Below are 25,204 nucleotides of genomic sequence, written 5' to 3' on the forward strand. Positions count from 1 at the left end.
TCCGCAACGAGCGTCGTATGCCGGGTTAGCCCCTCCCCCTTGTGGGGAGGGGTTGGGGAGGGGTTTTTGCCAGAAGGAAATGCACATCCATGACCGCTCTCTTCCTGCGCGACCTGAAACTGTCGATCCGGGCCGGCGGCGGGGCGCTGATCGGCATCCTGTTCTTCCTGACGGTGGTCGCGGTCATTCCGTTCGGGGTCGGCCCCGATCTCAATCTCCTGGCGCGCATCGGCCCGGCAATCATCTGGATCGGTGCGCTCTTGGCAGCACTTCTCGGCCTCGACCGGCTGTTCCAGGCCGACCGCGACGACGGGTCGCTCGACCTTATCCTCATGCAGGAAACGCCGTTGGCGCTGACGGTCTTCGTCAAGTGCCTGGCGCACTGGACGGCCACCGTGCTGCCGCTGGTCATCGCCTCGCCGCTGCTCGGGCTGTTCATGAACATGAGCGAGACGGCGATCGCGGCGGCCTTCGTCACGCTTCTGGTTGGATCCCCGGCGATCACCTTCATCGGTGCGGTCGGTGCGGCCGTGGCCGTTGCCTTGCCGCGCGGCGGGCTGCTCGTTTCCATCCTGGTGCTGCCGCTGACGATCCCGGTGCTGATCTTCGGGGTATCGGCGACCTATGCGGCGGTCGAGGATCCGGCGCCCTTCCTGCCGCCCTTCATGTTCCTGACCGCGATCATGCTGTTCTTTGCGGCAATCGGTCCGCTTGGCGCGGCGCTGGCGCTCCGGCATGCTTCCGACTAACGCGGATTTGAACGCCAGGCTTGACCAGGATCAATTGCGGGGCTTCCCGTATCGGGGTATGAAGCGGCCATGAACGGAACAAGCCTCTCTCTTTCCAAGATCGGCGATCTCGCCAACCCGACCCGCTTTCTGGCGCTGGCGACACGGCTCATTCCGTGGCTGGCGGCCATCACCATCGTCCTCATGGCCGTCGGGCTCTATCTGAGCTTCACGACGGAAGGCGACTACCAGCAGGGCGATACGGTCCGGATCATGTACATCCATGTGCCGGCCGCCTGGCTGTCGATGATGTGCTACACGATCATGACCCTGTCGGCGATCGGCACGCTGGTCTGGCGCCATCCGCTGGCCGACGTCGCCCACAAGACCGCCGCGCCGCTCGGGGCCGCCTTCACGCTGATCGCGCTGATCACCGGCTCCTTCTGGGGCAAGCCGATGTGGGGGACGTGGTGGGTGTGGGATGCACGGCTGACCTCGGTCTTCATCCTGTTCCTGATGTATCTCGGCCTGATCGCGCTCAACCGCGCCATGGACGACCCGTCCAAGGCTGCGAAGGTCTGCGCAGTGCTGATCCTCATCGGCTTCGTCAACATCCCGATCATCAAGTTCTCGGTCGAATGGTGGAACACGCTGCACCAGCCGGCAAGCGTGATGCGGATGGGCGGTTCGGCAATCGATCCGGAATTCCTGTGGCCGCTGTTCACCATGGCGTTCGCCTTCACCTTCCTGTTCTTCACGCTGCATCTGATGGCGATGCGCAACGAGATCTGGCGCCGCCGCGTCTCGGCCCAGCGCCGCATCGCCGCCCGCATGGCCAGCAACGCAAACTGACGGGAGAGCTCGGGTGGATCACGCATTCTACATCTACTGGGCCTACGGCCTGACGGTTGCGATTATCGCCATCCTGATCGGCTGGATCTTTGTCGACGGCAGGGCCCGGCAGCGTGAATTGAAGGCGCTGGAGGCGGCCGGTATCCGCCGCCGCTCGGCGCAACAGGAAAAAGAGACCAGCTGACATGGCCGACGACACCCAAGTCCCCAGCGAGCAGCCGAAGCGGGGCATGAGCCGTTATGTGCTTGCCCTCCTGCCGCTCGCCGTCTTCGCGGTCATCGCCGGCACGGCGGGAAAGATGCTCTACGACCAGGACGTCAACGGCAAGGATATCTCGACGATCCCGTCCGCGCTGATCGGCACGAGGGCCCCCTCGCTCAACCTGCCGCCGCTTGAGGGTTCCGACCGTCCGGCGCTGACGGACGCCGCCATCAAGGGCAAGCTGACGCTCGTCAACGTCTTCGCCTCCTGGTGCGTTCCCTGTCGCCAGGAACACCCGATCCTGATGCAGCTCGCTAACGACCCGCGGCTGAACGTCGTGGCGATCAACTACAAGGACAAGACGGACAACGCGCTGCGCTTCCTCGGCGAGCTCGGCAATCCTTTCGCGGCGATCGGCGTCGATCCCAAGGGACAGGCGGCGATCGACTGGGGCGTCTACGGCATTCCGGAAAGCTATCTGGTGGCCGCCGATGGCACGATTGTCTACAAGCGCGTCGGCCCGTTCGACGACCTCAGCTTGCAGGAAGGGCTTTTCCCGGCAATCGAGAAGGCTTTGGCCAGCGCGAAGGCCGGAAGCTGACCTCCTAAAGTGCCGCCTGCCATTCGCGGATGGCGTCGACTGGCCAGACCAGCATCAGCACGTTCAGCGTGAGATTGTCGCGAATGATCCAGCCGGTCAGGAGTTCAAACCCGATCGCGATCAGGACGGTGAGCCAGATCGGCGCCCTTGAAGCGAAAAAGAAGCCGATCGCCATGGCGACGGTATCCATCACTGAGTTCAGGATGCTGTCGCCCTCGTAGCCGTTGGCGATCGTCGCGGAACGGTAGCGGTCGATGATGATCGGCGAATTTTCCAGAAGCTCCCAGGCGATCTCGATGATGGCCGCAAAGGTCAGGCGGAAGCCGAAGGACCGGCGGCGGAAGATGAGATAGCCAGCGAGATAGAACAGGAAGCCGTGGATGATGTGGGACGGCGTGTACCAGTCGGAAATATGCTGCGAGTTGCCCGGCGTATTGACGCCCGGTTCGAAAAGCTTGACGTAGCCGCAGGTGCAGATCGGCACCCGGCCCATCAGATACAGGCTGATCGCCTGCGCGGCGATGAGTACAAGGAAGACGATGAGCCAGAAGCTGGTGGAACTGTTCTTTTCGGACGCTGCACCCGTGACGTTCACTCGGCGGCTCCGGTTTCTTCTTCCTTCGTCTCCACTGTGTGCTTCATGATCAGCGGCATCTGCGCCATGGTGAAGAGGATGGTGATCGGCATGGTACCCCATACCTTGAAGGCGACCCATGTGTCGTCGGAGAAATTGCGCCAGACGACTTCGTTCAGTACCGCCAGGAACAGGAAGAACAGGCCCCAGCGGATGGTGAGCTTGCGCCAGCCCTCGTCGGTCAGTTCGAAGGCGGCGTTGAAGACGTAGCCGAGGAGGCTCTTGCCGAAGAAAAGCCCGCCGAGCAGCACGACGCCGAACAGCGTGTTGATGATCGTCGGCTTCATCTTGATGAAGGTTTCGTTCTGCAGGTAGATCGACAGGCCGCCGAAGACGAGGACGACGATGCCGGAGACGAAGGGCATGATCGGCAGGTGCCCGACGATGATCTTCGAGCAGACGAGCGAGATGATCGTCGCGGCCATGAACAGCGCGGTTGCCACGAACAGAGGCCCGCCGAGCGCCTCCAGCGCCGGGAAGGTCTTGGTCAGCCAGGCACCGCGCAGGTTGGCGAAGAAGAAGACCATCAGCGGCCCCAGCTCCAGCGCCAGCTTCAGAAGCGGGTTTTCCTTGGTTGCGGGCCTGTTTTCGACGTTCGTCACGCTCTGCACTTCCTTGATGCTCCGCTCGATCGGGTTGATGTGCGGGGCTGCTTGAAGCCCATTTTGGGCATTATGGTGTCAATCCGGCAATGGCTTCGGCAAAATCCGCCGCCTCGAAGGGCTCCAGATCGTCGACGCCTTCGCCGACACCGATGAAATAGACCGGCAGCTTGTGCTTGGCGGCGATGGCGACGAGGATGCCGCCGCGCGCCGTGCCGTCGAGCTTGGTCATGATCAGGCCGTTGACGCCGGCGATGTTCTTGAAGATCTCGACCTGGTTCATGGCGTTCTGGCCGGTCGTCGCATCCAGCGTCTGCAGCACGGTATGCGGCGCATCCGGATCGAGCTTGGCCAGCACTCGGACGATCTTTTCAAGCTCCGCCATCAGTTCGGTCTTGTTCTGCAGCCGGCCGGCCGTGTCGATGATCAGCACGTCGGAGCCGTTCTCCTTCGCCTGCTTGAAGGCATCGAAGGCCAGGCCCGCGGCGTCGGCGCCGATCTTGGTGCCGATGAAGCCGGACTTGGTGCGGTCGGCCCAGATCTTAAGCTGCTCGATCGCGGCGGCGCGGAAGGTGTCGCCGGCGGCCAGCATGACCTTGAGGCCGGCGCCGGAGAGCTTCGCCGCCAGCTTGCCGATGGTCGTCGTCTTGCCGGTGCCGTTGACGCCGACGACGAGAATGACATGCGGCTTGTGCGACAGGTCGAGCGCCAGTGGCTTGGCGACCGGGGACAGGACCTTGGTGATCTCGCTTGCCATGATGCGCGAGACGTCCTCGCCGCTCACATCCTTGCCGTAGCGTTCGGAGGCGAGCGTATCTGTAACCCGCATCGCCGTCTCGACACCGAGATCGGCCTGGATCAGCAGGTCTTCCAGTTCCTGCAGCGTGTCGTCATCGAGCTTGCGCTTGGTAAACAGCGCGGCGATCTGGCCGGAGAGCTGCTGCGACGTGCGGGCGAGGCCGGCGCGCAGGCGCTGGAACCAGGAAAGCTTCGGCGGCGGCACGAGTGGAGCGTCCGGCTGGACGGTCTTTTCGGCGGTGGCGAAGCCCTTGGGGAGGGCGGGAGTGACGGGAGTGGCAGCGTCCTCGAACTCATCGGGCGCACCCCCCTCTGTCCTGACGGACATCTCCCCCACAGGGGGGGAGATCGAAGGGGTGGCGTCCTGCTCGTCGTCGATAGCCTCGGGAGCGGTATCCGGTTCAACCACGGCGGTTGGTGGGGTGGAGGGCTCTTCCACTGCCGACGTGGCCGGTGGGGCAGTTGTTTCCTCGGCGGCGGGCTCTTCGGAGTCGATTTCAGCCTTCTGCTCGTCTTCCGGGATGGCTGCGGCCGAGGGCTCTTGCTGGAGGGGTGGCTCGTTATCAGACGAAGTAGCCTCGTCCTCCTGATCTCCCCCCATGTGGGGGAGATGTCCCGAAGGGACAGAGGGGGGTGTCAGGTCCTCTGTCGCTGGCGCTTCGGTTACGTCCGTCGACGCCTCTTCGAGCGTTTCGAGGGGCGTTATCGCCTCGGCTTCTGCCAGCACGTCTTCGGCAGTGACCTCGTCATGCGGCTTTTCGACCGCCTGAACCGGCTTGTCCTTGCCGAATGTGAAGACCTTCTTGATGAAACCGAGAGCCATGCAGTGTCCGTGTTATTCGATGATCAGGCCGCCGCGGCGGCGACCGTCTTGATTTCAAGATGCTTGCCATTGTGGCCGGTGACAAGCACCGAAACGAATTCGCGCGGCATAAATTCGCCGGCGTCGGCAAGCGTGAAGTCTTCCGTGTGCGCCATGCCGTTCATTTCGACGAGGATCGTCTGGCGGCTGCCGACGAGACGGTCGAGATGGGCCGCATGCAGCCGCTCGCCGGTCAGCCGCAGACGGGCGGCGCGTTCCTTGACGAGCGCTCGGTCGAGTTGCGGCATACGGGCGGCGGGCGTGCCGGGGCGCGGCGAATAGGGGAAGACGTGCAGGTGGGCGATGCCGATCTCCTCGGCGAGGCTTTCGGCGTTGGCGAACATGTCCTCGGTTTCCGTCGGGAAGCCGGCGATCATGTCGGCGCCGAAGCTCACCTCCGGACGCAGCCTGCGCACATCGCGACAGAAGGCCAGCGCATCGGCGCGGGAATGCCGCCGCTTCATGCGCTTCAGGATCATGTCGTCGCCGTGCTGCAGCGAGAGATGCAGGTGCGGCATGAAACGCGGCTCGTTGGCGATCAGGTCCATCAGGTGCCGGTCGGCCTCTATGCTGTCGATCGACGACAGCCGCAGCCGGCGGATCTCCGGCACCATCTTCAGGATCGTCTTGGCGAGCAGGCCAAGCGTCGGCTCGCCCGGCAGGTCGGCGCCGTAGCTGGTCGCGTCGACGCCGGTGAGCACGACCTCGCGGTAGCCGCTGTCGGCGACCTTGCGGACCTGGTCGACGACCGCGCCCATGGGCACCGAGCGGGAATTGCCGCGGCCATAGGGAATGATGCAGAAGGTGCAGCGGTGGTCGCAGCCGTTCTGCACCTGGATGAAGGCGCGCACGTGGCCGTCGATGTGCCGGACCATCTGCGGAGCGGTCTCGGTGACGCTCATGATGTCGTTGACGCGGAGCTTTTCCTCGGCCGTAACGCCGAAATCGGGAAGCGACCGGTAGGAGGCGCTTTTGAGCTTTTCTTCATTGCCGAGCACGGCATCGACCTCCGCCATGGCGGCGAAGGTGTCTTTCTCCGTCTGGGCGGCGCAGCCGGTGACGATGATGCGGGCGTCTGGATGTTCGCGGCGCTTGCGGCGGATTGCCTGGCGCGCCTGGCGGACGGCTTCACCGGTCACCGCGCAGGTGTTGATCAGGACGGCATTGTTCAGGCCGGCCTTTTCGGCCTCCGCCTTCATGACCTCGGATTCATAGGTATTGAGACGACAGCCGAAGGTTATGACTTCGACGCCGCTCACTGCGCCTCTGCTCCGCTTTCGGCTTCGCGCGACCAGTCGCCTGTCTTCGGGCTGACGGCGCCGGACCATTCCCATTCGGCCGGGCCGGTCATGATCACGTGGTTGTCGCGCTCGCGCCATTCGAGTTCGAGCACGCCCGGCGGAATGGCGCTGGCAACCGTGATCGTCACCTTGCGACCGGTGCGGCCGGTGCGGGCGGCGGAAACGGCGGTGGCACAGGCGGCCGAGCCGCAGGCAAGCGTCAGGCCGGCGCCGCGCTCCCATGTCCGCGTCGTGATCGTCGTCGGCGATGTCACCTGGGCTATGGTGATGTTCGCCTTTTCCGGAAACATCGGATGGTTTTCGAGCAGGGGCCCGAAGCGCTCGAGATCGAAGGTGTTGACGTCGCGGTCGACCCAGAAAACCGCGTGCGGATTGCCCATCGACATGGCCGAAGGCGAATGCAGCACCGGATTGTCGATCGGCCCGATCTGCAGCTCGATCCGGCTGGTGTCGTGAAACTCCTCGGCGAGCGGGATCTTGTCCCACGCGAAGACCGGCTGGCCCATGTCGACCGAGATCAGCCCGTCCTCGTGCTCGCGCGCATTGAGGATGCCGGCGACCGTCTGGAAGGTGAAGGCCTTCCTGCCGGTTTCGGCGGCGAGCGCCTGTACTACGCAGCGCGTGCCATTGCCGCAGGCCTGGGCCTTGGTTCCGTCGGAATTCAGGATGTCGATCCAAGCGTCGGTGCCGGCCGCCTTCGGATCATGGATCGCCATGATCTGGTCGAAACGGGTGTCGGGATCGGCATTCAGCGCAATCGCCGCCTCGGGCGTCACCTGATCCTTGCGGCCGCGCATGTCGACGACGAGGATCTTGTTGCCAAGCCCGTTCATCTTCGCAAATTCTACGCGGTCGTCAGTCATCGTTTACCGGAACCTGTTGGATTTCGGCCTGTATATGGCGGATATCATCGCCGATTTCCAGTGATTTCGCGGCTGTTCAGGCCATCGGTACGTCGAAGACCTCGCCGGCGTGCATCGGCCGGAAGCGCTCGCGGGCGATGCCGGCTTCATCGAGGGCATGGTGGAGCGCCTGCTTCGGCGCCTCGATCGCCTCGTTGGTCAGCTGGAACGTGCGCCAGTGATGGCCGGCGACATGGGCGGCGTTGCAGAGCTGCATGCCCATGACGGCCTCTTCCGGGTTCTGATGCTGGCCCTTCATGAACCAGCGCGGCTCATAGGCGCCGAAAGGCAGGTTGGCGAGCCGGAAGCCGCCATGCTTGTCCGCCGCCGCACGATAGTTGATGCCGTCGTGAAATCCGGTGTCGCCAACGTGGTAGATCTTGCCGGCGGGCGTGGTCAGCACGAAAGCCGCCCACAGCGCCATGCGCCGGTCGCCCATGCCGCGGGCCGACCAGTGGTGGCAGGGTTCGGCATCGACTGTCACTCCGTTCGGGAGCTCCAGACGGTCGCCCCAGTCCATGACGCTGAGCTTCGCCGCTGGCGCTGCCTTGCGGATGATGGCGTCGTTGCCGAGCGGCGTGACGATGTGCGGTGCATGCGCCTGATGGAGTTTGCGCAGCGAGGCGATGTCGAGATGGTCGTAGTGGTTGTGGGTGACGAGGACGATGTCGATATCCGGCAGGTCTTGCAGCCGGATGCCCGGCTCGACGACGCGCTTCGGCCCGGCAAAGGAAAGCGGACTTGCCCGTTTCGACCAGACGGGATCAGTCAGGATGTTGAGGCCGGCAACCTGGATGAGAAAGGTGGCGTGACCGACCATGGTGACGCGAAGCGCGTCGCCGTCGATCCTGGCCGCGGGCCGGCTGCGGGGAAAGGGACTTTCGAGGCTCTCCGGCCATTTGGAGCGGCTTTCCCAGAATTGCCATTTCAGAAGTGCGCTCAGCCCGCCGGGCTCGACGCCGTCCGGATTGAAGAAGCGGGTTCCGTCGAAATGGTCCGACACAGGACCGGCGTAATAGGGGTTCTTGGGCATGAAAGATCCGGCCATATCATTGTCGTCAATGCGTTAAACTGGGACTCTCCACGGCAACTTTCAATCAGCTGATCGATTATTGGCATGCGCCTTACGGCATGCGGCGTGGTCTCCGGTCGCGGCCGCATAATTTATGCGTCGGCTGCATGCTGTGTAAGTTTTTGATATTCCTATTTTTTAAATCCGGTCTGCGTTTGCTTCCTCTTCTCTGGCTTGTGTTGTGACGTCGGGAAAGGCAGTTTGCAGCCAAATCGCCTTCCTGTATTCTTCTTCCTCCGGTGACCTGCCGATGACCAACATCGCTATCGGGCGGATGAGCCCGCTCCACATCCTTGCCGCCCTCGCATCCGGCGGGCTTCTGACGCTGATGATCCATTTCAATGCCGAGCTCGCGCATTTCGGCGGGCCGCTGTTTTCCTCCTGGTGCGCGCATGGCACCGGCACGATTGCGGCGGTTGTCTACCTGCTGATGCTCAATCGCGGACGCTGGCCGCGGCCTGATACGTCCACGACGGCCGGCCGGGCGCCACTCTGGGCCTATCTCGGCGGTCTTTCCGGGGCGGTCACCGTCATGCTGAGCGGTATCACGGTCAATTCACCCATTGCGCTGACCGGGACGCTGGCGCTCGGGCTTGCCGGGCAGGTGGTGTTCAGCCTCGCCTCGGACCATTGGGGGCTCTTCGGCATGGCGGCACGCAGGATCACCCTTCGCGATATCCTGTCCGTGGTGCTGATTTCGGCTGGAAGCCTCCTCATCATTGTCTTCGGGGCGAGGGCTGTATGACGATCCTGCCCGTCCTGCTTGCTATCCTCGCCGGAATGCTGGTGGTCGTCAGCCGCCAGGTCAACGGTCGGCTGAGCCTTTCGACCTCGCCGCTGATCGCCTCGTTCTGGAATCACCTTGTCGGCTTCGCCTTCCTGACTGTCGTTGGCCTGCTTCTGGGACAGCTTTTCCTGCCGGGCGCTGCGGACGCGCCGCTTTATGCCTATATCGGCGGGCCGCTGGGTGTTATCTTCGTCGCCTCGGGCAGCTGGCTGATCGCCCGCATCGGCGCCGCCAACACGGCGCTTCTGGTCATTGCCGGCCAGATGGTCTCGGGCATTGCCTTTGACGCCGCCGGCGGTCATCCTCCGGCCTTCTGGGCGGCAGGCCTCGGGGTCGTCCTCATCGTCGCCGGCGTGCTTTTGACCCAGAAGCGCGGCAAGCCTTGACTTTCTGCGGCATTTCCTGTTTACCCGCGCCATCTGCTGACAAGTGACAAGCTTGAAGCCGCCGACCGGGACCCGTGAAGGTATAAAGAGATCCCGGAGGTCAACACCCGACAGCGCGTTGCGCCCTCGGGTGCTTTTTGGCTTTGCGCCTTGTTTTACGCGTCACGGTAAACCACGTTTCCGGGAACCGATTCCCCCGGATGCGAAAAGGAAGAGCTGATGTTTGAAAACCTCCAGGACCGTCTTGGCGCCATTCTGAATGGACTGACCGGACGTGGCTCCCTGTCGGAAAGCGATGTCTCGGCAGCGCTGCGCGAAGTCCGCCGCGCGCTGCTCGAAGCCGACGTCGCGCTCGAAGTCGTGCGCTCCTTTACCGACCGCGTGCGCGAGAAGGCCGTCGGCGCCGCCGTGCTGAAGTCGATCAAGCCGGGGCAGATGGTCGTCAAGATCGTCCATGACGAGCTGGTCGAGATGCTCGGCACCGAAGGCAAGACGATCGACCTCAATGCCGCCGCTCCGGTCGTCGTCATGATGGTCGGCCTTCAGGGCTCCGGTAAAACCACGACCACGGCGAAGATCGCCAAGCGCCTGACGAACCGCGAGCGCAAGAAGGTCCTGATGGCCTCGCTCGACACGCGCCGTCCGGCAGCCCAGGAGCAGCTTCGCCAGCTCGGCGTCCAGGCCGGCGTCGACACGCTTCCGATCATTGCCGGCCAGTCGCCGACGGAGATCGCCGGGCGCGCCGTGCAGGCCGCCAAGCTCGGCGGCCATGACGTCGTTATCCTCGATACCGCCGGCCGTACCCACATCGACGAACCGTTGATGGTGGAAATGGCCGACATCAAGAAGAAGTCCAACCCGCACGAAATCCTGCTGGTTGCCGACAGCCTCACCGGTCAGGACGCCGTCAATCTCGCGCGCAACTTCGATGAGCGCGTCGGCATCACCGGTCTCGTGCTGACCCGCATGGACGGCGACGGCCGCGGCGGTGCAGCCCTTTCGATGCGTGCCGTCACCGGCAAGCCGATCAAGCTGATCGGTACCGGCGAGAAGATGGACGAGATGGAGGAATTCCATCCCCGTCGTATCGCCGACCGCATTCTCGGCATGGGCGACATCGTTTCGCTGGTCGAAAAGGCGGCAGAGACGATTGACGCCGAAAAGGCGGCGGCCATGGCCCAGAAGATGGCCAAGGGCAAGTTCGACCTGAACGACCTTTCCGAACAGCTCAAGCAGATGCAGCAGCTCGGCGGCATGGGCGGCATCATGGGCATGATGCCCGGCATGTCGGGCATGAAGGACAAGATCGCTGCCGCCGGCCTCGACGACAAGGTCTTCAAGCGCCAGCTCGCCATTATCTCCTCGATGACCAAGGCCGAGCGCGCCAATCCCGATATCCTGAAGCATTCTCGCAAGAAGCGCATTGCAGCCGGCTCCGGCACCGACGCCGCCGACATCAACAAGCTTCTGAAGATGCACCGCCAGATGGCCGACATGATGAAAGCCATGGGCGGCAAGGGCAAGGGCGGCGGCATGATGAAGCAGATGATGGGCGGCCTTGCCGGCAAGATGGGGCTTGGCGGCATGATGGGCGGCGGCATGCCGGACCTGTCGGGCATGGATCCCAAGCAGCTCGAAGCCTTGGCCAAGCAGGCCGAAGCTTCCGGTCTTGGCAAGGGCATGGGCGGACTTCCGGGTGGCCTTCCCGGTCTCGGCGGCGGCAAGCTGCCCGGGCTTGGCGGTGGCGGCCTTCCGGGCCTTCCCGGTCTGCCGAAGAAGAAGTGAGAGGGTAACTGAATGACGACCGATTCCGAAATCAGAAACCAGCTCGCAAAGTACCGTCAGTCGATCGACAACATCGACGCGGCGCTCATTCACATGCTGGCCGAACGCTTTGCCTGCACGAAGGCCGTGGGCGTTCTGAAGGCCACGCACGAATTGCCGCCGTCTGATCCGGCGCGCGAAGAATACCAGATCGACCGCCTGCGCAGGCTTGCCAAGGAGGCCAATCTGGACCCGGACTTTGCCGAGAAGTTCCTGAACTTCATCATCAGGGAAGTGATCCGGCACCATGAAGCAATCGCTGCCGAACATAACGGCAAGTAACCAACATGCCGCTCACACGAAGCGGTCAGACATGCCTTGAAGGAGAAATGAAATGGCACTGAAAATTCGTCTCGCCCGCGGTGGCTCCAAGAAGCGCCCGTATTACCACGTTGTCGTCGCTGACGCCCGTTCGCCCCGCGACGGCCGCTTCATCGAAAAGATCGGCCACTGGAACCCGATGCTGGCCAAGGACAATGCCGAGCGCATCAGCCTCGACGGCGACCGCGTCAAGCACTGGATCGAGCAGGGCGCACAGCCGACCGACCGCGTTCTGCGCTTCCTCGACGAAGCCGGCCTGGCAAAGCGCGACGCCCGCAGCAACCCGGAAAAGGCAAAGCCGGGCAAGAAGGCTGTCGAGCGCCAGAAGGAAAAGGAAATGAAGGCTGCCGAAGCCGCTGCCGCTGCTGCGGAAGCTGCCGGCGAGTAAGGCTTTCGACCTTTCGAGATTTTTCGAATGCAGGCTCCTCCGCCTTGTGCGGGGGAGCCTTTATCTTTGTGGGGTTGCGCCAAGTTCCGTCAGATAGGCCCGGACGGCGTTCTGCACGTGACGGAAGCGGTCGCCACCCAGATGCTTGCCGCCATACCAGCGGGTGACGACGACGATGTGGTCGGTGAGGTTTTCGTGCTGCAGCATCTGCAGGATGATCATGCCGGCGCCGCTCTCGCCATCGTCGGCCTTGATCGCCCCGTCGGCGCAGACCAGCGCCCAGGTGTTGTGGGTCGCCTTGGCGAATTTCTTGCTGCGCTTCAGTTCGGCGATGAAGGCTTTGGCCTCTTCCGCCGACTTGCAGGGGCCGCCGGAGACCGCGTATTTCGAGCCGCGATCGGTGATGATGTTTTCAAGAACGAGCATGTCTTCCGGCATAAGGCCCGCCGGTCGCCTGTGCAACTCTCCCGCCCAGATACGGTTTTCCTTGTGAAGCGGTGGGCGCTCGGATTAAGAGAGGCGGAAATTTAAGAATGAAGGGGGCTTCATGGCGAAGCTGACAAATCCGGTTCTCATGGCGACGATCGGCGGTGCCCAGGGCATCCGCGGCGAAGTGCGCGTGAAGTCCTATACCAACGATCCGCTGTCACTTGGCGATTACGGCAAGCTGCATGCCGAGGACGGCCGCGTGTTTGAGGTGCTCGAGATCCGGTCGGCGAAGAACGTCGCAATCGTGCGGTTCCGCGGCATCAACGACCGCAACACCGCCGAGGCGCTGAACGGCCTGGAACTCTATATCGAGCGGGAGAACCTGCCGGACGAGGAACTCGACGACGACGAGTTCTACTATGCGGATCTCGAAGGCCTCGAGGTCGTTGACGACACCGGGACCTCCTACGGCACCATCAGCGCTGTCTTCGATTTCGGCGCCGGCGACCTGCTGGAGGTCAAGGGGCCGGGCAAGCGGCCGGTGCTGATTCCGTTTTCCGAAGCCGCGGTTCTCGAGATCGACCTAGAAGAGGGCAAGCTGCTGATCGATCCGATCGCCGCCGGTCTGGTGGACACGGACACCGACGGTCCCGGAAGCCGCAAGCGCCGCCCCTCAAGGGACGGCGAATGACGTTCAAGGCCACCGTTCTCACACTCTATCCGGAGATGTTTCCCGGTCATCTCGGCCATTCGCTGGCGGGCAAGGCGATGGAGCGCGGGCAATGGGCGATGGAGGCAGTGCAGATCCGCGATTTCGCCACCGACAGGCACCGCAGCGTCGACGATACGCCTGCCGGTGGTGGAGCGGGCATGGTCCTGAGGGCCGATGTGCTGGCGACCGCGATCGATTCGATCGCGGATGATGCGAGACCGCGCCTGCTGATGAGCCCGCGTGGGAAGCCTTTGACGCAGGCCCGCGTGCGGGAACTTGCGGCCGGTGAAGGCGTGGTCATCGTCTGCGGCCGGTTCGAGGGTGTCGACCAGCGCGTCATCGACGCGCGGCAGCTCGAAGAGGTTTCCATAGGGGACTATATATTGTCGGGCGGCGAGCCGGCGGCCCTGACGCTGCTCGATGTTGTCGTGCGGATCCTGCCAGGCGTCATGGGCAATGACGAATCCGGCACGCATGAAAGCTTCGAGAGCGGCATGCTGGAGCATCCGCACTATACGCGTCCGCAGGTCTTCGAAGGCCGGGAGATCCCGGAGGTGCTGACGTCCGGCAACCACAAGAAGATCGCCGAGTGGCGCGAGGCGGAGGCCCGCAAGCTGACGGAAGAGCGGCGCCCGGACCTGCTTAAATAACCGGGCAGCCGGTCACTTCAGAAAGTAATAGACCGCCAGGAACAGCCCGACGGCGACGACCAGCCAGCGCAGGATGTGCTGCGGCACGCGTTTCGCCGCCCAGACGCCGGAATAGCCGCCAAGCGCTGCGCCAGGCAGCATGACGATCGCATACAGCCAGTTGATCGCCCCGCCGGCGGTAAAGACGATAATGGCAACGGCGGCGATGATGATGGCCAGGAAATTCTTCAACGCGTTCAGGCGGTGATAATCGCCACCCGTTGCGATCGTCAGCGAAGCGAGCATCATGATGCCCATGCCGGCGCCGAAGAATCCGCCATAGATGGAGGTCAGGAACTGGCTGACGATGCCCTTGGCATTGTGCGGCGGATGCTCCTTCTCGGTCCTGGGCTTCAGCTTCGGTCCGGCGGCGAAAAGCGCGGTCGCGGCCAGAAGGAGCCAGGGTACGAGGCTGCGGAAGGACGGGTTCGACAGCGACAGGAGAAGAAGCGAGCCGCCGAGCGCGCCGACGGCCGAGACTATGCCGAGGATGATGGCTGCCCGCCACATGCCGCGGATCTCCCGCCCATAGGCGAGCGCCGACGTGATATAGCCGGGAAACTGCACGATCGAGGAGGTGGCGTTCGCCGTGATCGGCGGCAGGCCGGCCAGCGTCATGGCGCCGAAGGTCAGGAACGTGCCTCCGCCGGCAATGGCATTGACCATGCCCGACAGGAGGCCGGCGAGAAACAGCAGGCAGATGGAAATGAGCGTCATGATCCCCCCTCATGCGACCATGGATGAATAGACCGGCACTTCAGCCGTCGCAACCGCTCAATTCCGGCCGCCAGACGGCAAAAATGGCGGGCAGGGGGATGACAACGGACCTTTTCTCGTGTAGAGGCCCACGCGGACATGGGGAAAACCCCCTAAACCAGCAACAAAGAACCGCGTACCCGCTCCCGCCCGCAAGGGCATGTCCGGAGGCCAAGTGCCAAGGGACACCGTGTCGAGCGCTCTGGCTGTTTTAGAAGAAATCAGAGGTTTAAGCGATGAACATCATCGAGCAGTTGGAAGCCGAACAGGCCGCCAAGATTGAAGCCAAGCGCAAGCTTCCGGAATTTTCCCCGGGTGACACCGTTCGCGTCAACGTTCGCGTGACGGAAGGCAACCGTACCCGCGTACAGGCCTATGAAGGCGTTTGCATTGCCCGCTCCGGCGGCGGCATCAACGAAAGCTTCACGGTCCGCAAGATCTCCTACGGCGAAGGCGTCGAGCGCGTATTCCCGGTCTACTCCCCGCTCGTCGAGAGCGTCGAAGTCGTCCGTCGCGGTAAGGTCCGTCGCGCCAAGCTCTACTACCTGCGCGACCGTCGCGGCAAGTCTGCCCGTATCTCCGAAAACACCAACGTCCGCGCCCGCAAGCTCAACGACGCCGAGCGCCAGGCCGTTGTTGAAGAGAAGGCACGTCTGGAAGCTGAAAAGATCGCAGCAGCAGAGGCTCTGGCCGCCGAAAAGGCAGCAGCAGAAGCCGCTGAAGCTGCAGCGGCAGCAGAAGCAGCCAAGGACGGCGCTGCCGAATAATTGCGGGTTCAATCCCGAATTTGAAAAGCCCGGCGATGTTATCGCCGGGCTTTTCCTGTTTCTGCCTGATGTTTCGGATCAGAACTTCGGGGACGAATCCCAGTGTTCATCCGCCTTGCCGTCGACGAAGCGCCAGGTATCGTACCAGGTGGTGGTGTAGGTCTTGGTCGGGTCTTTCGGATCCTTCTCGGTGCGCACCGTCGCAACCGTCACGTAATCCCCTTCAGCGTTGACGAAGACCACCGGCAGGCCGAGCTTCTCCGGGATTGGCGTCGGCTTCGCTTTCAGCACCTTGACGAAGAAGTCGATGACCGACTGGCGGCCGGAGGCGGCGTTCGGATTGTGCTGGATGTAGCGTTCGGTCAGATACTTGTCGGCGAGCTCCCAGTGATTTGCCTCCAGGAGATCGCGCATGATGTGATAGGCGACCTGCTTGTTGGCATTGAGCTTGGGATCGGGGCTGGTGAACAGCGCTTCCTTGTCGGCGGCGGCAACGACCGCTTCCTGAGAGGAGGCCGGCGTTGCGAACGGTACCGTGCCGGCAAGGAGGCTTACGGCAATCGCGAGGGTCGGCATCAATTTCATCGGAGTATCCCTTTCCTGTTCAGCCTTGGATGGCGATGCGATCATGCGCAGCGTTGCGCGTCGATCCGGGGAATTTTGAGATAGAAGCGGGCGGTGACATTTGAAAGAAGGCACCTTTTTCGCCGATAGGCAGGTTCAGGGAACCGTCACGTTTGCAAGTCGCGGGTCTTCCTCTCGTTCGCCTTGCAATCGACCGTCCTGTTGTGACAGTGTTTCGCCGCCATAATCCAGGAGATTTCCATGCCGCTGAGACGCGCATTTCTCGCCGGGCTTGCCGCCCTTTCGCTTCTTCCGCTCACCGCACATGCGGACGGGCTGCCGGATCTCGGCGGCAAGGAGATCGTGGTCGTCACGGAAAACGCCTATCCGCCGCTGCAGTTCGTCGATCCGAAGACCGGCGAGCAGATCGGCTGGGAATATGACGCGATGAACGAGATCGCCAAGCGGCTGAACGCCAAGGTCTCCTACCAGAACACCAGCTGGGACGCGATGATCCAGGCCGTTTCCGACGGCCAGTTCGATATCGGCATGGATGGCATCACTATCAAGGACGACCGCAAGGAGAAGGTCGACTTCTCCGATCCCTACATGCGCTCCGAGCAGTTCATGCTGGTGCGCGGGGACGAGGACCGTTTCACGGATGCGAAGACCTTCGGTGCCAATGACAAGCTGCTGATCGGCTCGCAGCCGGGCACGACGCAGTTCTACACAGCCGTCTACGAAGTGCTGGACGGCAACGAGCAGAACCCGCGCATCAAGCTTTTCGAGACCTTCGGTGCGACGGTCCAGGCGCTGAAGACCGGCGACGTCGACATGGTGCTGACCGACAACACGGCCGGCCAGGGCTATGTCAGCCAGTCGAATGGCGGGCTGAAGATCGTCGGCGCTCCGCTTGGCTCCGAGGATTTCGGCTTCATCTTCAAGAAGGGCTCCGACCTCGTAGCACCCGTCAACGCCGCCATCGCCTCGATGAAGGCGGACGGCACCATGGATGCGCTGAACAAGAAGTGGTTCCTCGACTACAAGATGGGCGAGTGATCGCAATCTTGAGCTGTCGGTCAAAAATGGCTGTAAGCCCTCCCCAACCCCTCCCCACAAGGGGGAGGGGCTCCGTGCTGCACATCTCCTGCGCAACTCACGCATTCACATGACGCGCCACTTGCCCAAAAATAGGAATTGGGTCGGGCTGGATAGCCCCTCCCCCCTGTGGGGAGGGGTTGGGGAGGGGTGCTCGCGCGGAAGCAATGGCGGGGGCACACGCTCATGACCATGCTGACGCAGCCCGCCAATGGGGGCGATCGCCCCTGGTGGCTCTATACGTTGGTCCTGATCGGGCTGGCGCTGGCTGTGGTCATCGCGGTCAACGACATCTATGCGCAGGTCTTCCAGGTGGTGCTGAAGGGGGCGTGGACCACGGTCTTCGTGACGATCGTCGCGTTCAGCCTGGCGACCGTCTTCGGCCTTGGCATTGCGCTCCTCGGCATGGCCGGTCATGTGGCGTTGAGGCAGATCGCGCGCTTCTATGTCGAGGTGGTGCGCGGCATACCCATGCTGGTCCTGCTCTTCTATGTCGCCTTTGTCGGCGCGCCGGGCATCGTTGCGGCCTTCAATTTCATCATGACGCCGCTGATCGAGCGAGGCGCGATGGAACCGCTTCTGGTGCGCGACGTTTCGCTGATGTGGCGGGCGATCATTGCGCTCACGCTCGGTTATGCCTCGTTCATCGCCGAAATCTTCCGGGCCGGCATCCAGTCGGTCGACAAGGGGCAGATCGAGGCAGCCGAAGCGCTCGGGCTCTCGCGCTTCCAGCGCTTCCGGCTCGTCGTCCTGCCGCAGGCGGTCCGCATCATCCTGCCGCCGCTCTCCAATGACTTCGTGTCGATGGTCAAGGACTCGTCGCTCGTCTCCGTGCTGGGCGTCGCGGACATCACGCAGATGGGCAAGGTCTACGCGTCCGGCTCGTTCCGCTTCTTCGAGACCTATTCGATCGTCACCTATGTCTACCTGATCCTGACGATCGGGCTGTCGCTTCTCCTGCGCAGGCTGGAGCGGAGAATGAGCGCGATGCCGTCTCGCGTCGAGGGCGGGCGCGACAAGACGGCCCGTTCGGCCTGACGATATGAATTGCCACTCTGGCGAAAAATTGGTATGAGCCCCGCCCATGGGATCTAAATTCGGATGTCTCGCGCCTCATATCTACGTGCTGCAGGACCACAAGCGTCTGCCGGCACGCTTTTTCGCGCGCGTTTCCGGGGCGCTCACCAGCCGCCTATCCTGACGCAATGACTGCCGCAGCCCTTGCGGACGACTGCACGCTCCCATTTTAAAAAACAAGACGGATATGAAGCCATGAGCGCACCCCGCACACTCTACGACAAGATCTGGGACGACCATCTGGTCGACCAACAGGCCGACGGAACCTGTCTTCTCTACATCGACCGTCACCTCGTTCACGAAGTGACGTCGCCGCAGGCCTTCGAAGGCCTGCGCATGGCCGGCCGGCCGCTGCGCGCGCCGCAGAAGACGCTCGCCGTCGTCGACCACAACGTGCCGACCACGCCGGACCGTGTCGAAGGCATCAAGAACGAGGAAAGCCGCATCCAGGTGGAGGCGCTTGCCAAGAACGCCGCCGACTTTGGCGTCGAGTACTATTCCGAAAAGGACAAGCGCCAGGGCATCGTCCACATCGTCGGGCCGGAGCAGGGCTTCACCCTGCCGGGCATGACGATCGTCTGCGGCGACAGCCACACATCGACGCATGGTGCATTCGGCGCTCTGGCGCACGGCATCGGCACGTCGGAAGTCGAGCATGTGCTCGCCACCCAGACGCTCATCCAGAAGAAGGCCAAGAACATGCTGGTGCGTGTCGATGGTCAGCTGCCGGAAGGCGTGACCGCCAAGGACATCATCCTGGCGATCATCGGCGAGATCGGCACGGCCGGCGGCACCGGCCACGTCATTGAATTTGCCGGCGAGGCGATCCGTTCGCTCTCCATGGAAGGCCGCATGACCGTCTGCAACATGACGATCGAAGGCGGCGCCCGCGCCGGCCTGATCGCGCCGGACGAGAAGACCTTCGAGTATATCGCCAACAAGCCGCGCGCGCCGAAGGGCGAGGAGCTGGAACAGGCAATCTCCTACTGGAAGACGCTGCATTCCGACGAAGGCGCGCACTTCGATCGTGTCGTCGTTCTCGACGCCGCCAACCTGCCGCCGATCGTCTCCTGGGGCTCGTCGCCGGAAGACGTCGTCTCGATCCAGGGCGTCGTTCCGAACCCGGACGATATCGCCGACGAGAACAAGCGCACGTCCAAGAAGCGCGCGCTCGATTACATGGGCCTGAAGGCGGGCACCAAGATGACGGATATCGCCATCGACCGCGTCTTCATCGGTTCGTGCACCAATGGCCGCATCGAAGACCTGCGCGCCGCCGCCAAGGTTGTCGAAGGCAGGACGGTCGCCTCGACTGTCAGCGCCATGGTCGTGCCGGGCTCCGGTCTCGTCAAGGAACAGGCGGAAGCCGAAGGCCTCGACAAGATCTTCAAGGCGGCCGGCTTCGAATGGCGCGAGCCGGGCTGCTCCATGTGCCTGGCGATGAACGACGACCGGTTGAAGCCGGGCGAGCGCTGCGCCTCGACCTCCAACCGCAACTTCGAAGGCCGTCAGGGCTTCAAGGGCCGCACGCATCTCGTCTCGCCGGCCATGGCTGCGGCGGCCGCGATCGCCGGCCACTTCGTCGATATCCGCGACTGGAAGTAAGCGGCGAAAGCCTGATCACATTGAAAGGGCCGTCCTTCGGGGCGGCCTTTTTGCATCTCAGAGGCCGGCGCGAAAGGCCTCCACGACAATCAATGCTCCGCCGAAAATGACGACGGCGTCGAGGAGGTAGACGTGGTGGAGGTCAGACATACGCCGGGTCAGCCGCCTTGCTACGAATGCGCCCGGGATTGCGCAGACGCCGATGAGGATCGACATGATCCACATGGCGGACGGCAGGAAGCCCGAGGCCTGGAAAACAGCCGTCTTGGCGATGCCGAGCAGGAAGGACACGCCGGCATCGGTGGCGATCACCGATGCACCGCTCAGGCCCGCGGCAAGGAGGATGGAAATCAGGAAGACGCCCGAACCGGCTGTGCCTCCGACCATCAATCCGAAGCCGGCACTTGCCGCTGCCAGGCCTGCCGGCGGCAGAACGGCCTTGCGGCGCGCCAGCACGCGGCGGGCCGGAACGAGGATGATGATCATGCAGCCGATCAGCATGGTGACCGCCGTACCCGACAGCCAGGTGTAGGCGTAGGCGCCGAGCGGCGTGAAGGGCAGGGCGGCGGCAAGCACCAGCCCGGCCTTCTTCCATTCGATCTTGTCGCGATAGGCTGCCAGCCGGCCGAGATTGGTCAGGATGGAGGCGAGCCCGATGACCGGCACGACGGCCTGCGCGCCAATGATCGGGATGAGGACGGGTGGAAGAAGAAGTCCGGTCCCGTAACCGGAAACGCCGCCGAGGATGGAGGCGAAGAACGCAACGGCGGCGACCAGTGCATATTGATAGATGCTCGCGCCTGCCATTTCGGTCATATGCAATCACCGGTACGAATCGATTGTCATTGCACCCCGATTACGCCGGATTCGATTCATCGTCCACGATAAAAGAAAAAGGCGGCCCGTGGGGCCGCCTTCTCCGTCATTCCATTTCGTCCGTTCGCTGTTAGCGGCGGTCGCCCATGAAGCGAAGCAGGAACAGGAAGAGGTTGATGAAGTCGAGGTACAGGGTGAGTGCACCCATGACCGCCTTCTTGCTGGCCACTTCGTTACCATCGGCTTCAAAGTAGTTTTCCTTGATCTTCTGGGTGTCCCACGCGGTCAGGCCGGCGAAGATCAGTACGCCGATGACGGAGATCGCGAAGTCCAGCGCCGAAGATGCGAGGAACAGGTTGACCAGCGACGCGATGATCAGACCGAACAGACCCATCACCAGGAACGAGCCCATGGCGGAGAGGTCACGCTTCGTCGTGTAGCCGTAGAGCGACAGGGCGCCGAACGAGGCTGCAGCCACGAAGAAGGTCTGCGTCAGCGACGCACCGGTGTAGACCAGGAAGATGGACGACAGCGACAGGCCCATCAGGCCGGCATAGACCCAGAAGGTCGTCTGCGCGGCGGAAGCGCTCATCTTCTGAACACGGAAGCTCAGGAAGAAGACGAGAGCCAGCGGAGCCAGCAGGATGACCCAGCGCAGCGGCGAGGTGTAGATGGCGACACCCAGGCTGGTCAGCATGATGTCGCCCATCTGTGCGGCGGCCTGGGACGGATCAGACGTCGTTGCCAACGCCGAAAGGCCGTAAGCTGCGGCACCGGTCAGCGCAACGCCGCCTGCCATCAGGTTGTAAACCTTCAGCATGTAGGCGCGCAGGCCCTGATCCACGGCCGTGTCGGCGCGTACGCCGGCTTGGGTCTGGAAATTGCGAAGATCTGCCATAGTTTTCCTCTCTTTGGTGAAGCCCGGCAATGCGTTTCGACATATGCGCCTTAAGCATTGTCAGCATGCGCCCGCGCGGGGAACTTTTATTTCACATCGAAATATGAGGTGACATTTCATCCGATACAAGACCTGATCACTCCGAATTTATCGGGGTGAGCCCAACCTTACCGATTTTTAATGCTCTGGTTAATTAAGCCCGACCTGTTTTACAGCTCCCGCAGGACCGAAGCCGGCTTCTTTCCGAGCACCGACCAGGTGCCGGCGAGGCCGACCCCGATGGTCACGACAAGCGCGATGACGAGCGTCGCAATCGCCGCCTCCGGCAGGAAAACAGCGTTCAGATGCATGATCTGCTCGACCACATACCAGGACGCTGCGGTGCCGGCGAGCAGGGCGAAAACTGCGGTCGCGACACCGAGGATCAGATATTCGTAGGTAAAGGCGCGGATCAGCGTCGTGCGTTTCGCGCCCAGCGTTTTCAAGACCACGGCATCGTGGGTGCGGGCGCGATTGCCAGCCGCCAGCGCCCCGGCGAGCACCAGGATGGAGGCGACGAGCGCGAAGGCGGCTGCGGCGCGGATCGCGGTGGCGATCTGTCCGGCGAGCTTGTTGACGAGGTCCAGCGCGTCCTTGACCCGGACGGTGGTCACTGCGGGGAAGGTGTTGGTCACCTCCCGCATGATCGAGGCTTCTTCGGTGCCGCTGGCGCCCGCATCCGTCAGCGTTGCGATCCAGCCGTGCGGTGCGCCGCGGAAGGTATTGGGCGAGAAGACCATGACGAAGTTGATCGACAGGGATTGCCATTCGACATCGCGGAAGTTGGCGATCTTCGCGGTGATGTTGCGGCCAAGGACGTTGACCGTGACGGTGTCGCCGAGCTTCAGCCCCAAGTCGCGTGCTTCGTCCGCCGAGAACGACACGAGCGGTTCGCCGGCATAGTCCGGCGCCCACCACTTGCCTTCGGTCAATGTCGAGTTCTCGGGCAGCGCGTCGGCATAGGTGATGCCGCGATCGCCGCGCAGAACCCAGCGGCCGCCGGGCGGCACGTTCATCTTGGCCACATCCTCGCCGTTGAAGGCCATGATGCGGCCGCGCAGCATCGGCACTTCCATGAGTTTGCCTTCGGGCGCCTTTTCCTTCACCAGCGTTCGGAAGGCATCGATCTCGCTGGCCTGGATGCCAACGAAGAAGAAGTTCGGTGCCTGATCGGGGATCTTGCCGGTCAGTTCGCGGCGCAGATTGCCGTCGATCATGGTGAGCGTGACCAGAAGCGCGAGGCCGAGGCCGAGCGACAGCACGACGGGGGATGTAAGCGCACCGGGGCGGTGGATGTTGCCGATCGCGAGGCGCAGGGCCGGCGAACTGACGATCGGCGCGCGACGGGCGATTGCCGCGATGCCGGCGGCAACCGCGCGCAGGACGACGAAGGCGCAGGCTGTCGCGACGATGAAGACGCCGGCGATGAAGCGGTCGTCGGCCATCAGCAACGCCAGACCGGCGAGCGCCAGAAGCGAGGCGGTGGCAACGGCGAGATAAGGCCATGACGGCCAGCGGCGTCCCTCGAAACCCTGTTCGCGGAAAAGTGCGGTCGCCGGTATTTCCCGCGTCTGGCCGAGCGGCAGGATGGCGAATGCGAGCGTCGTGAGGTAGCCGAAGACGGCCGCAATCGCCAGCGCTGACGGATAGAGCGCCGCTTCGCCGCTGACCGGCAGGATGCCGGCGAGAAACTTGAGCGCGATGAACGGTGCGATCGCGCCGATGACGAGGCCGACGAGGACACCGACGGTGGCGATCATCATGATCTGGATGAGATAGATCATCACTACGACGGATGCGGGCGCGCCCAGGCACTTGAAGGTTGCAATCGTCGTGCGCTTGGAATCGAGGAAAGCTCGGACCGCATTGGCGACGCCCGCACCGCCGACGATCAGCGCGGTCAGGCCGACGAGCGTCAGGAATTGCGTGAATCGTTCGATATTGTTGGTGAGCGCCGGCGTGGCGTTGGCGCTGGAGCGGATCGACCAGCCGGCATCCGGGAATTTTGCCTTGGCGGCATCAATGATGCGGGCAAGGGGAGCGTGACCGGGAGGCAGCTTCACCTTGTAGGCGGTTTCGACGAGGCTCCCGGTCTGCACAAGGCCGGAGACAGACAGCGCCTGGCGGCTGACGATCAGGCGGGGCGCGAAGCCAAAGCCTTCGGACAGCGCGTCGGGTTCGTTGTCGAGGCGGGCGGCGACCACGAGTTTCAGCTCGCCGAGCAGGAGCGGATCGCCGACCTTGAGACCAAGCCGGTCCAGCAGTATCGGCGCGGCAATCGCTCCGTAGCTGCCGTCTTTTTCCGACAGCAACTGTGCGACCGGTTCGGAGGGCGTGGTTTCGAGCTTGCCGTAGAGCGGGTAGGCGTCGTCGACCGCCTTAACCTCGACCAGCGACTGGTCGGAGCCGTCCGCCTTGCGGGCCATCGAGCGCGTGCCGGTGGAGACGGCGACGTCGCCAAGGCTCTGCAAATAGTCAAGTTCGTCCGAAGAGGCTTCCCGGTTGTTCAGTTCGAAGCGCAGATCGGCGCCGAGCAAGTCGCGTCCCTGTGAGGAAATCGAGCCGGTGATGGCGCCGGAAATGGAGTTGACGGCGGCAATCGCCGCAGTGCCGAGCGCGATGCAGGCGAGAAAGATGTAGAACCCCTTCAGGCCGCCGCGCAGTTCCCGCGATGCCAGCCGCCATGCAAGGCCAAGACGGAATTTCGCCTGGTTCATGCGAGCGCCGCCTGGCTGTTGTCGGCAGTGACAGCTGAGGCGGCCGGTTCGATCTGTCCTGACCGCATGCGGATCTGGCGCGAGCAGCGGGCGGCGAGCGCCGGATCATGCGTGACGAGAACCAGCGTCATGCCGCGCTCCGCCTGCTGGGCAAACAGGAGATCGGCGATCTGCCGGCCGGTTTCAGTATCGAGGTTGCCGGTCGGCTCGTCGGCGATCAGGACCGCCGGAGAGGGTGCCAGCGCCCGGGCGATGGCGACGCGCTGCTGTTCGCCGCCCGAAAGCTGGCCGGGATAATGGTGCATGCGCTCACCCAATCCGACGGCGGTCAATTCCCGCCTGGCGATGTCAAAGGCATCCTTGACCCGTGCGAGCTCCAGCGGGACGGCGACGTTTTCGAGCGCGGTCATGTTGGCGATCAGGTGGAAGGACTGGAAGACGATGCCGATGTTGCGGCCGCGATAATCGGCGAGCTCATCCTCGCGCATGGCATGGAGAGCCGCGTCGCCGAGGTGAATCTCGCCGCTGTCGAGCCTTTCCAGCCCGGCCATCACCATCAGCAGCGTCGACTTGCCGGAGCCGGACGGCCCGACGATGCCAACCGATTCGCCTTTGGCAATCTTCAGGCCGACATTCTTCAGGACATGGACCGAGACGGCTCCGTTGCCGAGCGTCAGATCCGCGTTGCGCATTTCGATGATGGTTTCACTCACGATGCGGCGCCCTATATTGTTGCAAGGAAATCCGGTGCTCCAGCGCCCGAGATCAAAACAATCT

28 protein-coding genes are annotated in these 25,204 nt (G+C 63.2%); 15 read left to right on the plus strand and 13 right to left on the minus strand.

Going from position 1 to position 25,204, the window contains the following annotated elements:
* The first annotated feature begins 89 nt into the window (after positions 1-89).
* The 4 genes from ccmB to ACU5AY_RS18425 all read left to right on the plus strand — a co-directional run bounded on the left by ccmB (position 90) and on the right by ACU5AY_RS18425 (position 2,383).
* Positions 90-749 carry a heme exporter protein CcmB gene (gene ccmB / locus ACU5AY_RS18410; RefSeq protein WP_446822497.1) on the plus strand — a complete coding sequence of 220 codons (660 nt, stop codon included), beginning with the start codon at positions 90-92 and terminating at the stop codon, positions 747-749.
* A 69-nt stretch (positions 750-818) separates the two neighbouring features.
* Positions 819-1,580 carry a heme ABC transporter permease gene (locus tag ACU5AY_RS18415; protein ID WP_446827278.1) on the plus strand — a complete coding sequence of 254 codons (762 nt, stop codon included), beginning with the start codon at positions 819-821 and terminating at the stop codon, positions 1,578-1,580.
* 13 nt (positions 1,581-1,593) lie between these two features.
* Positions 1,594-1,764, plus strand: a complete 171-nt coding sequence (ccmD, locus tag ACU5AY_RS18420) for a heme exporter protein CcmD (RefSeq protein WP_446827279.1) — start codon at positions 1,594-1,596, stop codon at positions 1,762-1,764.
* 1 nt (position 1,765) lies between these two features.
* The gene (locus ACU5AY_RS18425) at positions 1,766-2,383 is read left to right on the plus strand and encodes a DsbE family thiol:disulfide interchange protein (protein ID WP_446827280.1); all 618 of its coding nucleotides are present in this window, start codon (positions 1,766-1,768) and stop codon (positions 2,381-2,383) included.
* Between the two features lie 4 nt (positions 2,384-2,387).
* Here the strand turns inward: ACU5AY_RS18425 and ACU5AY_RS18430 are convergent, their stop codons facing one another.
* From ACU5AY_RS18430 to ACU5AY_RS18455, 6 genes are all read right to left on the minus strand, one after another.
* A complete protein-coding gene (locus ACU5AY_RS18430) occupies positions 2,388-2,978 on the minus strand; it encodes a DUF2585 domain-containing protein (protein WP_446827281.1) in 591 nt (196 codons plus the stop codon).
* A complete protein-coding gene (locus ACU5AY_RS18435) occupies positions 2,975-3,628 on the minus strand; it encodes a septation protein A (RefSeq protein WP_446827282.1) in 654 nt (217 codons plus the stop codon). The genes ACU5AY_RS18430 and ACU5AY_RS18435 overlap by 4 nt, the downstream gene beginning before the upstream one ends.
* Before the next feature lie 61 nt (positions 3,629-3,689).
* Entirely contained in the window at positions 3,690-5,240 is a 1,551-nt protein-coding gene (gene ftsY / locus ACU5AY_RS18440; RefSeq protein WP_446827283.1) for a signal recognition particle-docking protein FtsY, read from the minus strand.
* Between the two features lie 23 nt (positions 5,241-5,263).
* The gene (mtaB, locus tag ACU5AY_RS18445) at positions 5,264-6,538 is read right to left on the minus strand and encodes a tRNA (N(6)-L-threonylcarbamoyladenosine(37)-C(2))-methylthiotransferase MtaB (RefSeq protein WP_446827284.1); all 1,275 of its coding nucleotides are present in this window, start codon (positions 6,536-6,538) and stop codon (positions 5,264-5,266) included.
* Positions 6,535-7,443 (minus strand): diaminopimelate epimerase, encoded by a 909-nt coding sequence (dapF, locus tag ACU5AY_RS18450; protein ID WP_446827285.1) that lies wholly within the window; start codon positions 7,441-7,443, stop codon positions 6,535-6,537. The genes mtaB and dapF overlap by 4 nt, the downstream gene beginning before the upstream one ends.
* A 76-nt stretch (positions 7,444-7,519) precedes the next feature.
* A complete protein-coding gene (locus ACU5AY_RS18455) occupies positions 7,520-8,515 on the minus strand; it encodes an MBL fold metallo-hydrolase (protein WP_446827286.1) in 996 nt (331 codons plus the stop codon).
* Between the two features lie 289 nt (positions 8,516-8,804).
* Between ACU5AY_RS18455 and ACU5AY_RS18460 the strand changes: the two genes are divergently transcribed.
* The 5 genes from ACU5AY_RS18460 (at position 8,805) to rpsP (ending at position 12,260) form a co-directional block, all read left to right on the plus strand.
* Positions 8,805-9,299, plus strand: a complete 495-nt coding sequence (locus tag ACU5AY_RS18460; protein WP_446827287.1) for a DMT family transporter — start codon at positions 8,805-8,807, stop codon at positions 9,297-9,299.
* The gene (locus tag ACU5AY_RS18465) at positions 9,296-9,727 is read left to right on the plus strand and encodes a DMT family transporter (protein WP_446827288.1); all 432 of its coding nucleotides are present in this window, start codon (positions 9,296-9,298) and stop codon (positions 9,725-9,727) included. Before ACU5AY_RS18460 ends, ACU5AY_RS18465 begins: the two co-directional genes overlap by 4 nt.
* A 219-nt stretch (positions 9,728-9,946) precedes the next feature.
* A complete protein-coding gene (gene ffh / locus ACU5AY_RS18470; RefSeq protein ID WP_446822509.1) occupies positions 9,947-11,512 on the plus strand; it encodes a signal recognition particle protein in 1,566 nt (521 codons plus the stop codon).
* 12 nt (positions 11,513-11,524) lie between these two features.
* Positions 11,525-11,833, plus strand: coding sequence for a chorismate mutase (locus ACU5AY_RS18475; protein WP_446822510.1), 309 nt, complete (start codon positions 11,525-11,527; stop codon positions 11,831-11,833).
* A gap of 52 nt (positions 11,834-11,885) precedes the next feature.
* Complete coding sequence (gene rpsP, locus ACU5AY_RS18480; protein WP_446827289.1) at positions 11,886-12,260, plus strand: 30S ribosomal protein S16; 375 nt, start codon at positions 11,886-11,888, stop codon at positions 12,258-12,260.
* Between the two features lie 60 nt (positions 12,261-12,320).
* Here rpsP and ACU5AY_RS18485 read toward each other — a convergent pair whose 3' ends face one another.
* Entirely contained in the window at positions 12,321-12,686 is a 366-nt protein-coding gene (locus tag ACU5AY_RS18485) for a YigZ family protein (protein ID WP_446827290.1), read from the minus strand.
* Positions 12,687-12,807: 121 nt separating this feature from the next.
* Here ACU5AY_RS18485 and rimM point away from each other — a divergent pair, with 121 nt between their 5' ends.
* Entirely contained in the window at positions 12,808-13,380 is a 573-nt protein-coding gene (gene rimM, locus ACU5AY_RS18490; protein ID WP_446827291.1) for a ribosome maturation factor RimM, read from the plus strand.
* Positions 13,377-14,051, plus strand: a complete 675-nt coding sequence (gene trmD, locus ACU5AY_RS18495; protein WP_446827292.1) for a tRNA (guanosine(37)-N1)-methyltransferase TrmD — start codon at positions 13,377-13,379, stop codon at positions 14,049-14,051. Before rimM ends, trmD begins: the two co-directional genes overlap by 4 nt.
* Before the next feature lie 12 nt (positions 14,052-14,063).
* On the opposite strand, the gene ACU5AY_RS18500 is transcribed toward trmD, so the two are convergent.
* On the minus strand, positions 14,064-14,807 hold the full coding sequence (locus ACU5AY_RS18500; RefSeq protein WP_446827293.1) for a sulfite exporter TauE/SafE family protein: 744 nt from the start codon (positions 14,805-14,807) through the stop codon (positions 14,064-14,066).
* 275 nt (positions 14,808-15,082) lie between these two features.
* On the opposite strand from ACU5AY_RS18500, the gene rplS reads away from it, so the two are divergent.
* A complete protein-coding gene (rplS, locus tag ACU5AY_RS18505) occupies positions 15,083-15,613 on the plus strand; it encodes a 50S ribosomal protein L19 (RefSeq protein WP_446827294.1) in 531 nt (176 codons plus the stop codon).
* A 78-nt stretch (positions 15,614-15,691) separates the two neighbouring features.
* On the opposite strand, the gene ACU5AY_RS18510 is transcribed toward rplS, so the two are convergent.
* Entirely contained in the window at positions 15,692-16,198 is a 507-nt protein-coding gene (locus ACU5AY_RS18510) for a nuclear transport factor 2 family protein (RefSeq protein WP_446827295.1), read from the minus strand.
* A gap of 240 nt (positions 16,199-16,438) precedes the next feature.
* Here ACU5AY_RS18510 and ACU5AY_RS18515 point away from each other — a divergent pair, with 240 nt between their 5' ends.
* The 3 genes from ACU5AY_RS18515 to leuC all read left to right on the plus strand — a co-directional run bounded on the left by ACU5AY_RS18515 (position 16,439) and on the right by leuC (position 19,957).
* On the plus strand, positions 16,439-17,236 hold the full coding sequence (locus tag ACU5AY_RS18515; RefSeq protein ID WP_446827296.1) for a transporter substrate-binding domain-containing protein: 798 nt from the start codon (positions 16,439-16,441) through the stop codon (positions 17,234-17,236).
* A gap of 231 nt (positions 17,237-17,467) precedes the next feature.
* Positions 17,468-18,313, plus strand: coding sequence for an amino acid ABC transporter permease (locus tag ACU5AY_RS18520; protein WP_446829061.1), 846 nt, complete (start codon positions 17,468-17,470; stop codon positions 18,311-18,313).
* Positions 18,314-18,547: 234 nt separating this feature from the next.
* The gene (leuC, locus tag ACU5AY_RS18525) at positions 18,548-19,957 is read left to right on the plus strand and encodes a 3-isopropylmalate dehydratase large subunit (protein ID WP_446822520.1); all 1,410 of its coding nucleotides are present in this window, start codon (positions 18,548-18,550) and stop codon (positions 19,955-19,957) included.
* A gap of 57 nt (positions 19,958-20,014) precedes the next feature.
* On the opposite strand, the gene ACU5AY_RS18530 is transcribed toward leuC, so the two are convergent.
* The 4 genes from ACU5AY_RS18530 to ACU5AY_RS18545 form a co-directional block, all read right to left on the minus strand.
* A complete protein-coding gene (locus ACU5AY_RS18530; protein ID WP_446827297.1) occupies positions 20,015-20,773 on the minus strand; it encodes a TSUP family transporter in 759 nt (252 codons plus the stop codon).
* Between the two features lie 130 nt (positions 20,774-20,903).
* Complete coding sequence (locus ACU5AY_RS18535) at positions 20,904-21,671, minus strand: Bax inhibitor-1/YccA family protein (RefSeq protein ID WP_446822522.1); 768 nt, start codon at positions 21,669-21,671, stop codon at positions 20,904-20,906.
* Between the two features lie 209 nt (positions 21,672-21,880).
* The gene (locus ACU5AY_RS18540) at positions 21,881-24,427 is read right to left on the minus strand and encodes an ABC transporter permease (protein WP_446827298.1); all 2,547 of its coding nucleotides are present in this window, start codon (positions 24,425-24,427) and stop codon (positions 21,881-21,883) included.
* Entirely contained in the window at positions 24,424-25,140 is a 717-nt protein-coding gene (locus tag ACU5AY_RS18545) for an ABC transporter ATP-binding protein (RefSeq protein WP_446827299.1), read from the minus strand. The genes ACU5AY_RS18540 and ACU5AY_RS18545 overlap by 4 nt, the downstream gene beginning before the upstream one ends.
* Positions 25,141-25,204 lie beyond the last annotated feature (64 nt).

The organism is Rhizobium sp. PAMB 3174 (genome assembly GCF_052908375.1).